Origin of the sequence: Lysobacter sp. CCNWLW3, from assembly GCF_036697405.1 — a bacterium.
GTDB lineage: Bacteria > Pseudomonadota > Gammaproteobacteria > Xanthomonadales > Xanthomonadaceae > Lysobacter.
In genome coordinates this window covers 21,676-35,198 of the sequence record NZ_JBAHWA010000008.1, presented here as the reverse complement: position 1 = coordinate 35,198, position 13,523 = coordinate 21,676, and the positions used below count along the sequence as shown (strand labels likewise).

10 protein-coding genes are annotated in these 13,523 nt (G+C 66.3%); 3 read left to right on the top strand and 7 right to left on the bottom strand.

Features of this window, described 5'->3' with window-relative positions:
- Positions 1–2 precede the first annotated feature (2 nt).
- From V1318_RS13980 to V1318_RS13960, 5 genes are all read right to left on the bottom strand, one after another.
- Complete coding sequence (locus tag V1318_RS13980) at positions 3–1,862, bottom strand: amidohydrolase (protein WP_332940315.1); 1,860 nt, start codon at positions 1,860–1,862, stop codon at positions 3–5.
- A gap of 98 nt (positions 1,863–1,960) precedes the next feature.
- On the bottom strand, positions 1,961–2,245 hold the full coding sequence (locus V1318_RS13975; protein WP_332940314.1) for a DUF1427 family protein: 285 nt from the start codon (positions 2,243–2,245) through the stop codon (positions 1,961–1,963).
- Between the two features lie 67 nt (positions 2,246–2,312).
- Complete coding sequence (locus V1318_RS13970; protein WP_332940313.1) at positions 2,313–3,281, bottom strand: alpha/beta hydrolase; 969 nt, start codon at positions 3,279–3,281, stop codon at positions 2,313–2,315.
- A gap of 23 nt (positions 3,282–3,304) precedes the next feature.
- Positions 3,305–3,961: a hydrolase gene (locus V1318_RS13965; protein ID WP_332940312.1), complete on the bottom strand. Its 657-nt coding sequence runs from the start codon at positions 3,959–3,961 to the stop codon at positions 3,305–3,307.
- Positions 3,962–4,089: 128 nt separating this feature from the next.
- Entirely contained in the window at positions 4,090–4,692 is a 603-nt protein-coding gene (locus V1318_RS13960; protein WP_332940311.1) for a response regulator transcription factor, read from the bottom strand.
- A gap of 854 nt (positions 4,693–5,546) precedes the next feature.
- Here V1318_RS13960 and V1318_RS13955 point away from each other — a divergent pair.
- Entirely contained in the window at positions 5,547–8,558 is a 3,012-nt protein-coding gene (locus V1318_RS13955) for a two-component regulator propeller domain-containing protein (protein ID WP_332940310.1), read from the top strand.
- A gap of 66 nt (positions 8,559–8,624) precedes the next feature.
- Here the strand turns inward: V1318_RS13955 and V1318_RS13950 are convergent, their stop codons facing one another.
- Entirely contained in the window at positions 8,625–8,780 is a 156-nt protein-coding gene (locus V1318_RS13950; RefSeq protein WP_332940308.1) for a hypothetical protein, read from the bottom strand.
- Between the two features lie 345 nt (positions 8,781–9,125).
- Complete coding sequence (locus V1318_RS13945) at positions 9,126–11,360, bottom strand: primosomal protein N' (protein ID WP_332940307.1); 2,235 nt, start codon at positions 11,358–11,360, stop codon at positions 9,126–9,128.
- Positions 11,361–11,800: 440 nt separating this feature from the next.
- Here V1318_RS13945 and V1318_RS13940 point away from each other — a divergent pair, with 440 nt between their 5' ends.
- Together V1318_RS13940 and V1318_RS13935 are read left to right on the top strand one after the other, a co-directional pair.
- Positions 11,801–12,829, top strand: coding sequence for a hypothetical protein (locus tag V1318_RS13940; RefSeq protein ID WP_332940306.1), 1,029 nt, complete (start codon positions 11,801–11,803; stop codon positions 12,827–12,829).
- Positions 12,816–13,475, top strand: coding sequence for a DUF3106 domain-containing protein (locus V1318_RS13935; RefSeq protein WP_332940305.1), 660 nt, complete (start codon positions 12,816–12,818; stop codon positions 13,473–13,475). The genes V1318_RS13940 and V1318_RS13935 overlap by 14 nt, the downstream gene beginning before the upstream one ends.
- Positions 13,476–13,523: the final 48 nt, after the last annotated feature.

Here is a 13,523-nt window from a genome sequence, read left to right as displayed (position 1 = left end):
GTTCAAACCGCCCAGCAAGCACAGCCCAAAGCACCCCAGAAACTCTTGAGGTCATCGACGGGAATACGACTCGACCAGGCGGAGACATGATGATGTCCATGCACCTGGCACCCATGGGTGCAGCCGCAGGCGTTCACCTGCGACATGCGCATTCGTTCCGGCGTCGCCCAGGCGCCGTAGCCGCCATACGTCCTGACCGGCGACCACGCAGGCATGGCCGGTGGTGGCGGCACGTCGTGGGAGGCGAATACGCCCGCGGCATACACCACGCGGCCGCCAACCACGGTCAACAGCGAGCTGATGTCCGCGATCTCGTCTTCGCTGCAGGAGAAGTAGTCGCGGTCCGGCACGATCAGGTCGGCCAGCTGGCCCGCCTGGATCCGGCCTTTGTTGCCGTCTTCGTTCGAGAACCAGGTGACATTCTCGGTCCACATGCGCAAAGCCTGGTCGCGGCTCAGGCAGTTCCGGCGCGGATAGAGCGCCGTGCCGCCGACAGTGCGACCGGTCACCAGCCATGACAGCGAAACCCAGGGGTTGTACGAAGCCACCCGTGTCGCATCGGTGCCGGCGGATACCTTCACGCCTGATTCGAGAATGCGCTTTACAGGAGGCGTTGCCTCGGTTGCGGCCGGGCCATAGCGCTCGAGGAAGTACTCACCCTGGTAGGCCATGCGGTGCTGGACGGCAATACCGCCGCCTAGCGCCGCCACACGGTCAATCGACTGCTCCGAAATGGTTTCGGCATGGTCGAAGAACCAGTGAAGGCCGTCGAGGGGCATGTCCTTATTGACCTTCTCAAAGACGTCCAAAGCGCGCGATATGGTTTCGTCGTAGGTGGCGTGCATGCGCCACGGCCAACGGTTCTGGACCAGAATGCGGACGACCTGCTCGAGGTCGCCTTCCATATTGGCGGGCATGTCCGGCCGCGGCTGGCGGAAGTCCTCGAAATCCGCTGCAGAGAAGACCAGCATCTCGCCGGCGCCGTTATGGCGGAAGTAGTCGTCGCCTTGTTGATATCTGGATGACGCGGTCCAGTTGAGGAAGTCTTCCTTTTCCTGCTTCGGCTTCTGCGTGAACAGGTTATAGGCGAGCCGCACGGTCAACTGGTCGTTGTCGGCCAGATTGCGAATGACTTCATAGTCTTCCGGATAGTTCTGGAAGCCGCCGCCGGCATCGATCGCGCTGGTGACGCCCAGGCGGTTGAGATCGCGCATGAAGTGCCGCGTCGAGTTGAGCTGATACTCGAAGGGCAGCTTGGGTCCCTTGGCCAAGGTGGCGTAGAGAATGTTCGCGTTCGGCTTGGCCAGAAGCAATCCGATGGGATTGCCTCGGCTGTCGCGCGTGATCTCGCCGCCGGGCGGCTCGGGCGTATCGCGGGTATAGCCGACCGCCCGCAATGCCGCCGCGTTGAGCAATGCGCGGTCGTACAGGTGGAGAATGAAAACCGGCGTGTCGGGCGCGATCGCGTTGATCTCTTCCAGCGTCGGCAATCGCTTCTCGGCGAATTGGTGCTCGGTGAATCCGCCGACGACGCGCACCCATTGCGGCGCGGGCGTGATGCCGACCTGGTGCCGGAGCATCGCCATCGCGTCCGCCAGGCTGCGAACGCCATCCCAGCGAAGCTCCATGTTGAAGTTCAAGCCACCGCGGATGATGTGCAGGTGGTTGTCGCACAGGCCGGGAAGCACGCAGCGACCGTCCAGGTCGATTACCTTGGTATGCGGCCCGGCCAGCGGCATCACTTCGTTCTCGTGGCCGACCTTCGTGAAGCGTCCTTGGCTGATGGCTACTGCGGTCGCCGTCGGCTGCCGGGGATCGAGGGTGACGAAGTTGCCTCGATGAAGAATGGCGTCCGGATGCATGTTGGGTTCTCGCGACTTTGACCAGGCTGCAGCAGGCGCTGCAAGGGCAGCACCGAGAATCAGCCGACGGGTTCTATCCGGTCCGGCGCCAGTCTCGCTCATGACATGTTCTGGCCGTCGCGATCGCGCGGCTGCTGTGGTCGCTCATCGCACTCCGGCAGTCGCCCGAGTACGTGCGGTCGGAAGTGGCGATGCAGCCATGCGGCGGCCTGAGGTTCCCTGGCGAGCGCTGTTCGGATCAACGACGGGATCTGCTCGCCGAGCAGGATGCCGAGCAGACCTGCCAGCGCGATGACGGGTGGGGCCGGCGAGCGCACGCGCAGCAGGGCATACACCACGCCTACGAGCAGACCTGCGCCAAGGGAGAGCAGATACGGCCTCATGACTCCTCCAAAGAGAGAGGTGGCGCGCGCAAGGTTGGGGGAGGGCATGCGTGCGCCACATCGGGGGCTAGGCGCGAATGAAATCAAGCAAGTCTTGGTTGAACTTCGCCTGGTGGGTGAAGGTGAGCCCATGATCTGCACCCGGATAGACCTTCAGCTGCGATCCCTCGATCAACTGGTGGGTGAGCTTCGCGGTCGCGTCGATGGGCACGATCTGATCATCGTCGCCATGGATGATCAGGGTTGGCACGTTGATCTTCTTCAGGTCGTCGGTGAAATCCGTTTCCGAGAACTGCTTGATGCAGTCGTACTGACCCTTGATGCCGCCTTGCATGCCCTGTAGCCAGAACGTATCGCGCATGCCCTGCGTCACCTTCGATCCCGGACGATTGGCGCCGAAAAATGACGTCGTCAGTTCCTTGTAGAAGTTCGAGCGATCGGTCAACACCCCCTGGCGGATGCCATCGAAGACGTCCATCGGTACGCCGTTGGGATGTGACGCGGTCTTGAGCATGATCGGCGGGATCGCCCCTACCAGAACCGCTTTGGCAACGCGTTTGGTGCCGTGGCGGCCCATGTAGCGCACGATCTCGCCACCGCCGGTCGAATGGCCCACCAACACCACATTGGTGAGATCCAGGGTTTCGATGACGGCCGCCAGGTCGTCGGCGTAGGTGTCCATGTCGTTCCCGTTCCACGGCTGGCCGGAGCGACCGTGGCCACGGCGGTCGTGGGTAACGGTCCGGAAGCCCTGGTTGCTCAGGAACAGTATCTGCGCTTCCCAAGCGTCGCCGGAGAGCGGCCAGCCGTGCGAGAACACTACGGGCTGGCCCTTACCCCAATCCTTGAAGTAGATGCTGGTTCCATCTTTGGTGGTCACTGTTGTCAAAGGTGTGCTCCGTGTTGAGGTGCTCGTGAAGGTCGGCGCCTTGGCGGCCGCCTGTGCAAGGGGCGGAATGGCCATGACGGCCGAGGCCGCGACCGCGGTTCCAAGCAAAGCGCGGCGTCCCTCGTCGATTGCGTTTTCGCTGCTCATGGAAAATCTCCAGACGCTGAGGGTTAGTGACCGCCTTCCTGCGCGCCGAACATCGTCTTGGCGTACTGGATGCCGATGCCGTAGCCGCCTGCATTCGTGCGGGCGATTCCTGTCGTGAGGGCATAGGTGTCGGTGCGTGCCCAGTCGCGCTGCAGTTCGAGCAGATACTGCAAGCTGGTCATCGGCCGCGCGCCAGCCTGAACCATGCGGTCCATCGAACGGTTGTGCGCTTCATCGGAGACATCGCCCGAGGCATCGGCGATGACATAGGCTTCAAAGCCCTGGTCGAGCGCGGACAGGACCGGGCCGACGATGCAGACGCTCGTCCAAAGGCCCGCGAATACGATGCGCCCTTTGCCGATGCGATTGACGGCGCCGGTGACCTGCGCGTCCTCCCACGCATTCATGGTGGTGCGGTCGTACACCGGCTGCTTCGGGAAGGTTTCGACGAGCTCCGGGAACAGTGGCCCGGAAAACGACTTCTCGGCGACGGTCGTCAGGATCGTGGAGACGCCGAATCCTGCGGCCGTCTTGGCCACCAGGGCGGTATTGGTGCGCAGAGATCCTATGTCGATCGAGCGGACCGCGAACGACATTTGAGATTGATGGTCGATCAGGATCAGGGTGTGATCCTGGGGCGTAAGCAGTGTCCTGCCCGGGGTGGGAGAGGCCGTTGGCATTGGGGGCTCCGATTGACAATGCATCAGCGACGGGCGTCGCCTGCCAATCCAGATTGCCTTCGTCCTGTTGTGATCGGAACACCTGAAAGCAGGAGGTTCACCTCCCCAATTAGAGGTACGCGATCCGGCTACAGCGAAAAAATTCCCCGCTTGAGTGCGATCGTCACGGCATGCGTCCGGTCCTTGGCGTCCAGCTTTTCCAGAATGCGCTTCATATGCGTCTTGACGGTTTCCTCGGAGATGTTCAGAAGCGTTGCGATTGCCTTGTTGGCGTTCCCGGCAGCGACCCCTTTTAGGATTTCGATCTCGCGAGGCGACAGCGCATCCATGGATGCGTATTCCGCGATCTGCGCCGCGATCTCGGGCGGAATGCGCTTGCGCCCCGCCATCACGACACGGATGGTTTCCAACAGCTCCTTGCGCAGGGAACTCTTCAGCAGATATGCCTGCGCCCCGGCTCTCATGGCTTGCAGGGCCTGCGCATCGCCTTTGAAGGTGGTCAGTACGATGATCTTTGCCGTCGGAAATTCGCTACGTATGCCTTTGATGGCATCCACGCCGTCCATCTCGGGCATCTGTACGTCCATCAACGTGATGTCAGGCCGCAAACGACGAAATGCTTCGATCGCGTCCCGGCCGTTGCTGGCCTCGCCAACGAGCACCATGTCGCTCTCGCCTTCGATGACGCCGGCAATGCCATCGCGAAGGATGGGGTGGTCATCGACCGTCATTACGCGTATAGGGCTTTCGGATGCCTGCACGCCTGGGTCTCCATCTCAGAAGGTGTACTGGGGTTCGCTGTCCCCGCCGACGACTCTAGGGCGATTCCTTGCGACGGCATCCCCCTTTTGTGGGATAGGAAAGCAACTCTGTTGCCGATAGGCGCCCATCGCGCGAGCCCATAGGCTGACGATGTGCGGCATCGATATCTACTTTATCCACAAGGTCGGACGGGGATAGGTCTCATCCTACTGCGTATGTGCGCGGCCGTTGCTCTTGGCGTACTGAATCCAGGCCATGAGTTCCAGGCTTGGGCCGGGCTCGATGAGTGGCTGCAGGGCGCCGTCATCCTGGGGCTTCTGGTGGGACTCTTGACTCCCATGACGGCGCTGGCCGCGCTTTCGTTTGCTTTGGCCCACCTGTACTCCCATTGGGCGCCTTCGAGTCCTTATCTGCCAGTCCTGCTTGGTCTTGCAGCTGCGGCTCTCATCCTTCTTGGGCCGGGCGCCTACTCGGTGGACGCTTCGCTGTACGGTCGTCGAGAGGTCAGGATACCCGGAACAGGGCGTCGCCAGTGAACAGATCGAGCGAAGATCGGAGCAGGCCAGTCGGCTTGTGCGCTTGACACTGTTGTGGCGGGGTCATTGCTCGGCGGGAATGGTTGCCGCAGGGCTTGGCTGTCGTCGGTATAATCTTGCGAATGAAGCTTGATACGGCGCCTACCGGTAATGTGCAGTCGCCGGTAGCGGGCGAGCTGGTGGCGGCGGATCGCGCCGTTCGCACGCCGCCGCGGTCGATTCTGACGAGTGACCACACTCGGCCCTCCCGGGATGTCAACGATCCTTGCACGCCAGGGAAGACGCGCATGTACGCGCTTGTCTTGTTGCTGTCGGGCCTGCTGCTGACGTTCTGGAACGACGCATACGCGCTCGATGCGAAGCGCCGTATTGGCCAGTTTCACCACACCGCCTGGACAGTAAAAGAGGGGGCGCCTGGACAAGTCACGGCACTGGCGCAGACACGCGACGGCTATTTGTGGCTGGCCACGCAGATCGGACTGTTCCGCTTCGACGGAGTGCAGTTCGAACGATTCGATCCACCCAACGGCTTTCCTGCTACGAGCATTTCGACGCTGTATGCAGCGAAGAGCGGCGGGCTCTGGATCGGATTCCGTTACGGCGCAGTAAGCTTTCTTGATGGCGACAGCGTCACTCACTACGGCGAAGCGCAGGGCTTGCCGACCAGCACCGTTTTCCGCTTTGCGGAAGATCGCGAAGGGACTTTGTGGGCAGCTACCTTTACCGGGCTGATCCGGCTCAAGGGCGATCGCTGGAAAAGGCTGGACCCGACTTGGCAACTCCCCGGCCGCCAGGCCCGCACTGTCTTCGTCGACGCGTCGGGCACGTTGTGGGTGGCCACGGAGCGTGGTGTCGCCTACCTGCGCAAGGGCGATTCGACATTCAAGAACGTGGAGACGCGGGTCGGTCGGGTCAGCCAGATTGCGCAAGCGCCCGATGGCGGCATCTGGATCGCCGAAGCCGACGGCGCCGTCCGGCGCTTGCCCCTGGAAGGCGAGCAAGCTTCCACGAAAGCGTTACGGTACCCCTCGGCGGGCCTGCTCTTCGATCGCGATGGGACGCTCTGGGCAACGACGCTGGGCGATGGGCTCCATCGGCTGCCGTTCCCGGCGTCTGCCCAAGATGCCGTGCCACCTGCGCAGGACGACGGTTTTGACCGGTTTCGGCGGATCGACGGCCTCAGCTCCGACTACGTGCAACCGGTAGTGGAAGACAGCGAAGGCAACATCTGGATCGGCAGCAGCCATGGATTGGATCGCTTTCGCCATTCGAACGCTGTCCCGGTGATGCTTCCGGACGGCGCCCAGGATTTCGCGATCGCACCGGCACAGCGCGGCACGCTGCTGATAGGAAGCCGCAACAGTCCGCTCCTGCGTTTGCGGGACCAGCAACTGTCCACGCTTGATCTGCCACCGCCTATCACGGCGGCCCATCGTGACCGCGAAGGCGTTGTGTGGCTGGGAGGCCCCAAGGGGCTATGGAAGCTGCAGAACGGGCAGCTGACGAAGATCACGCCGTTGCCTACAAGCAACTACTCGGGTGTCCAGGCAATTGCAAAGGACCGCAGCGGTGCCTTGTGGGTCTCGCTGAATACCCCGGGCGTATACAGGCTGGTTGATGACCATTGGCGGCACTTCCAGGATCTGCAAGGCCTGCCGGCAGGATCCTCGCCACTTGCGATGCTATGCGATTCCGAGGCAACGCTTTGGCTGGGTTTCGCCCGCAACGAGATTCTTTTGATGAAGGACGGTGCGCTGCGAAAGCTCGGAGCCCAACAGGGTTTAGCGGTCGGCAATGTAACCGCGCTAACCGAGGGCCGCGCGGGCATCTGGATCGGAGGCGAGCGTGGATTGGCCTTGTTCGCGAACGGTCGCCTGCGCAGCGTCCGCGCAACGGAGAAAGGACACTTTCGCGGCATCACGGGCATAGTCGAAGCCCGCAACGGAGATCTATGGTTGAACGGCGCGTATGGCATTCTCCATGTGTCCGATGCGAGGGTGGGGCGTCTGTTCGATCGATCCGGCCCCGGCGCTGCCTATGAACGATTCGATTTTCTGGACGGAGTGCCAGGTGTTCCGGCGCAATTCCGGCCGATCCCCACGGCAACGGAAACCGACGATGCGAGGCTGTGGTTCGCCACTACCGCAGGTGTAGTGGGAATCGAGCCCTCTTCCGTCAGGCGCAACCCGATTCCGCCTCCTGTGCACATTCGCTCGATCGTCGCGGACAAACAAACCTATTCGACCGGCAAGGACCTGCATCTGCCCGCGGGCACCCAGAATCTGCAGATTGCATACACAGCTCTGAGCCTTTCCATTCCGGAACGGGTGCGGTTCCGTTACAAGCTGGAGGGGTACGATCGGGGCTGGCAGTACGCTGGAACGCGTCGCGTCGCCTTCTACAGTGATCCCGGGCCGGGCACCTACACGTTCCGGGTGATGGCCGCCAACAATGATGGCGTGTGGAATGAAGTGGGGGCTTCGCTGCCACTTACCATTGCGCCACTTTATTACCAGACCATCTGGTTTCGGGTGCTGTGCGTGCTGTTGACACTTTCAATAGCATGGATCGCGTACCTCTTGCGCCTGCGTAGCGTGGCGCAGCAGATATGCCTGCGCATGGAAGCACGCTACGACGAGCGAGAGCGCATCGCCCGCGAGCTTCATGACACCCTTCTACAGGGAACGCAGGGATTGATCCTGCGCCTCCACGCAACCAGCAAGAAGTTGCGTGAGGATGATCCGGCGCGACTGGATCTAGAAAAGGCGATGGACCTGGCGGAGCGTGCTTTGGCGGAAGGGCGGGATCGCGTGCGCGGTCTGCGCGGCGACGTGCAGTACTGGCACGACTTGGGCGATGCCCTGTTGCATGTGCGCGACGAATTGCACATTCAACCGACGCCGGACATGCGTCTTACCGTCGAAGGCAAGCCGGTGCCATTGCTGCCAGGTATAGCCGAGGAGCTCTACCTGATCGGCCGCGAGGCCGTGCTCAACGCGCTGCAGCATGCGCGTGCCCATGCCGTCGAAATCGAACTGGGTTACCACGCGCGCGAACTGAAGTTGCGCGTGCGTGACGACGGCGTTGGCATGCCGCGACATGCCCCACATACGCCCGGTCATTGGGGGCTTAGTGGCATGCACGAGCGCTCTAGGCGTATCGGCGGACACCTCGACATTCTCTCGCGTGCAGGCTCGGGGACAGACGTCAGCCTGCGCTTGCCTGCGGCCGCTGCCTATCCGCGCCCTCAGCAAACGCGCTGGCAAGCGTTCGCGCGTTGGTTGCTGCGCACGCAGTGAAATTGGACCGCGCGCGAAGCCGGGCCTGCTCATAAGGAGAGCCCGCTTCTGGCCGAGAGCAGGCCATCAAGCCTCGGTCTGCTCGGCCATTTCGAGGGCGTCGTCGACCTCGATGCCGAGGTGGCGGACCGCGCTCTCGAGCTTGGTGTGGCCGAGCAGCAGTTGCGCCGCCCGTAAATTCTTGGTGCGCCGGTAGATCAAGGCAGCCTTCGTGCGCCGCATGGAGTGCCATGCGCCGAGCTGTCCAAGCCGATTTCGCGGACCCAGCGATGAACGATCCGCGCATATTGCCGCGTCGATAAATGCGGTGGTGAGCTACCAGTTAGCCTTGGGAAGGCGAAGTCTGAGCTTCTTGGGCCTGCAGACCGCGTCCACATCTGGACCGCGTCCCGACTCATCTCCGTGATCTCGAACTGCACGGGGCGCCTGGTCTTTCGTTGCATCACTGCTGCCCGCGAATTCACCTGATTCTCGTACGCGTTGTCTCCGAGACGAAGGCTGGGCAGGTCGCAGGCGAGGAGCTTCGAGTCGATAGCCAGAGAATAGAGCGAGGTCGCGGCCCGCGCGTCAATACAGATCCGCCGGATCCACGTCCAGCGACCAGCGCACCTTGCGCGCCTCGGGCAGGGCGTGGATCGACGGCAGCGCGCGATCGAGCGCTGCGTGCAGCGTGCGCCGCTCCGGCGCCGACAGGATCAGCTGCGCGCGCTGGTAGCCGGCGCGCCGCGGCATCGGCGCCGGCACCGGGCCGTTGAGCTCCAGGCTGTCGTCGCCGACCTCGCGCAACGCCATGCGCGCGGCCTGCAGGAAGGCGTTGGCGGTCTCGGCCTCCTTGGCCTCGGCGCGCAGCAGGGCCATGTGCGCGTAGGGCGGGAAGCCGGCCAGCTCGCGCTGCGCCAGTTCGACTTCGGCGAAGGCGCCGTAGCCGCCGGCGAGCAGGGTGCTCAGCAGCGGATGCTCGGGATGGTGGGTTTGCAGCAGCACCTCGCCGGGCTTGTGGGCGCGGCCGGCGCGGCCGGCGACCTGGATCAGCAACTGCGCGAGTTTTTCCGGCGCGCGGAAGTCGGCGCTGAACAGACCTTCGTCGATGCCGACCACCGCCACCAGGGTCAGGTGCGGCAGGTCGTGGCCCTTGGCCAGCATCTGGGTGCCGACCAGGATGCCGCGCGCCGTGCCGAACTCGGCCAGGTGCCGTTCCAGCGCGTCGCGGCGCTGGGTGGTGCCGCGATCGATGCGCAGCACCGGCACCTCGGGGAAGCGCGCGGCCAGGGCTTCCTCGATGCGTTCGGTGCCCGCGCCTTGCGATTGCAGCGCCAGCCCGCCGCAGTCCGGGCAGGCGTTGGGCGCGGGCCGGCGCGCGCCGCAGTGATGGCATTGCAGGCGGCGGCCGCCGGCGTGCACGGTCATCGGCGTGGGCGAGGTCGGCGTGCTGCAGCGATGGCAGTGCGCGCTCCAGCCGCAGTCGTGGCAGATCAGCACCGGCGCGTAGCCGCGGCGGTTCTTGAACACCAGCACCTGGCCGTCGGCGTCGAGGGCGCGCGCGATGGTGTCGATCAGTTCCGGCGACAGACCGGCCTCGAGCGGACGCTTGCGCACGTCGACCACGCGCACGCGCGGCGGCTTGGCGTCGCCGGCGCGTTGCAGCAGGCGCAGGTGCGCGTAGCGGCCGGCCTGGGCGTTGCGCAGCGATTCCAGCGACGGCGTCGCGCTGCCCAGCAGCACCGGCACGTTCAGCGCCTTGGCGCGCACCAGGGCGAAGTCGCGGGCGTGGTAGCGGATGCCGTCGAGCTGCTTGAAGCTGCCGTCGTGCTCTTCGTCGACCACGATCAGGCCGGCCTCGGGCAGGGGCAGGAAGATCGCCGAGCGCGTGCCCACGATCACCCGCGCCTCGCCACGCAGGCAGGCGGCCCAGGTGCGCGCGCGTTCGCCGTCGCCCAGGCCCGAGTGCAGCGCATGCACCGGCACGCCCAGGCGCGCGCGGAAGCGCGCCAGGGTCTGCGGGGTCAGGCCGATCTCCGGCACCAGCACCAGCGCCTGGCGGCCGCGCGCCAGGCAGTCGGCGATCGCGCGCAGGTAGACCTCGGTCTTGCCGCTGCCGGTGACACCGTCCAGCAGCAGCGGCGCGAAGGCGTCGCGCACGGCCAGGATGGCGTCGACCGCGGCCTGTTGTTCCGGGTTGAGCGCGGGGCCGGGCTGCGGCGCGGCGGCGAGGGTGTTGGCCGGTATCGCGACGCGCTCGGCCAGGCCGCGCTTGGCCAGCGCGCGCGCGGCGGCGCGCCAGTCGGGGTCGTGGCCGTCGGCCTCGGCCAGGTCCAGCGCGTCCTCGTCGCAGGGGCCGGCCTGGAGCCGGTCGGCGAGCCGGCGCGGCCGGCCCGCGCGCAGCCCCGGCCGCGCGGTCGAGCCGGCTTCGGTCAGCTGCCAGGCCCAGGCGTGGGTGTCGGCCAGGGCCTCGCCGTGGCGCAGCGGCGCCGGCAGGGCGGTGGCGAAGACCTCGCCGAGCGGGGCATGGGTGTAGCGCGCCAGCCAGCGCAGCGACTCCAGCAGCTCGCCGTGGAACAGCGGCTGCGGATCGAGCCGGCTCAGCGCCGGCTTGGGCTCGGGCGCGGTGGCGTCGGCGGCGCCGGTGTCGGCGATCACGCCGACCAGTTCGCGGCTGCCGAAGGGCACCCGCACCCGCGTGCCCACGTCGGCGGGCACGGCGGCGGCGCCGTCGGCCGGCCGGTAATCGAACAGGCGCGGCAGGGGCACGGGCAGGGCCACGCGCCAGACGTGCGTAAGTGACTGAGCGGAGCCGTCGGACATGCGCTCAGTCTAACGAGCGCGGTCGTGCGCCGACTGCTACGTAGTTGCGAACCATTGCTGCCCCCGCCGTGACAAAGCGCACGCAAGTGACGGTGCTTAAAGAAGATTCACCCTTATCCACACGAGCTGTGGATAAATCTGTGCATGCCGTGTCGGCAGGGCTGCGCGATGACGCTGGAATAAGCTCTGCAGCCAGGTTGGTGAAAAAATCGCCAACGCGTATATCTCTTTTGGAATCAATAAGTTGATCGTGAAACATCCTTGTAATGCAGGCCTTCTGGGGGTTCCTCCTCAGCCTGATGACGGTTCCGTTACTGCTGTGCACAACCGTTTTTTCCTGCAAGCCGCGTCCTGCTTCGCGGAGCAGGTATTGGCGCGGTGTCAAGCGGTTTTATGCGACCGGGGCCTCGCTATGATGCGGCCATGCTGATGCGTCTCCGATGAGCCCCGTTACAACGGGCTCCACACCCTCCGGCCCGGCCGGGCACACCCACGATGCGCCGGCGGCCCTGTCGGCGTTCCTGCGTGGCGTCGAGCGCCGCGGCGCGGTCCTGGCCGAGCTGCAGGCCGGCGATGCCAGCGCCGGCGATGCCGCGCTGGCGGAGGCGATGCGCGCGTTCCGCGACGGCATCGAGGCCGCGCCCATGGCCGACTGGCCGCGTCGCTTCTGGGCGCAACTGCTGGCCCAGCCCGGCCTGCACCAGCGCACCCGGGTCGCGATCCCGCTGGACGCCACCGACCGCCTCGGCGAACTCGGCCACGGCCCGCGCGCGGCCCTGCTGCTGCGCCTGGCCGCGGGGCTGTCCGAACCCGACGCGGCCGCGGCCCTGGGGGTGACCCAGCCGACCTATCGCCTGGCCCTGCAGCGCGCCCTGCCGCACCACGCCGACGGCCGCGCCGACCCGGTGGCCTGGCAGCAATTGCGCGAGCAGATCCACCGCCGCATCAAGACCCTGCCGCCGGAACGCCTGGCGCGGTTGTCCGGCGCGCGCGAGGCCGCGCTGCGCGGCACGCCGGCCGCCGCCGCCGTTCCACGCCACGACGCGCCCGCGGTCGCCGCGCGGCGACCGCGCTGGCTGCTGGCGCTGCTGTGGAGCTTGCTATTGCTGTGCGCGCTCGCGTTCGCGGCGACCTGGTGGTGGCCGTTGCGCGGCGTCGCCGAATGGCTGGGCGGCCCGCCCATCCGGGTCGAGGCCTTGCCCGCGGCCGAGGCCCCGGCCGCGCGTTATGGCCACGAGGCCGGCGTGATCGGCGACCGCGACTTCGCCCTGCTCGCCGATCCCGAGGGCGACGCCGCGGCGCGCGAGCTGGGTTTCCACAGCTGGTTGGCCGCGCGCGACCGCGCCGGCCCCGAAGGCCTGCCCGGCGAGAACACGGAGCCGGCACCGCCCGAGGCCGGCGCCAGCGCCGCGCCGGGCACCGAAACCTCGAGCGAATCGGAAACCGAGGGCGCCGATGTGCCGGGCTGAGCCGGCGCGCCCTCGTGCCGCGGTGCGCGGCGCGGCTTTGCTGGCGCTGAGCCTGCTGCTGGGCGCGGTCGCGGCCCAGGGCCTGCCGCCGGAATACGAACGCCTCGCCCAGCGCCTGCCCGCGGACGCGCGCGCGCGCCTGCAGGCCAACGCCGTGCAGTGGGCGGCCTGGAGCGCCGAGCAGCGTGCGGCCTTCGCCGCCCGCGCCGCGCGCTGGAACGCCCTGCCCCTGAGCGAGCGCGCGAGCCGACGCGAACGCTACGCCGCCTGGCAAGCCCTGCCGGCGAGCGAGCGCGGCCTGGTCCAGGCCGCGGCCGCGCGCTATGCCAGCCTGCCGCCCGAGCAGCAGCAGGCCCTGCGCGCGCGCTACGACGCGCTGGACGGCAGCCTGCAGCGCGGCTGGTTGCTGGGGCCCGGCTTGGGCCTCGATTACGCGGCCCTGCAGCCCTTGCTGGCGCAGATGCCGCCGCAGCAGCATGAGCCGATGCTGCGGGTATTGCGCGAGCTCAGCCCGCAGCAGCGCCGGGACCTGGCGGTGCTGGTGCAGCGCACGCCGCCGCAGGCGCGCGACGGCCTGCGCCGCGAGCTGCTGGCGACGCGCTGGGACGAACGCGATGGCTGGTTCTGGCACAAGCTGGGCCAGTGATCAGCGTGCTAGCCCCGCTTGCGGAACAGGGGGCGAGGGCAGGCGCGG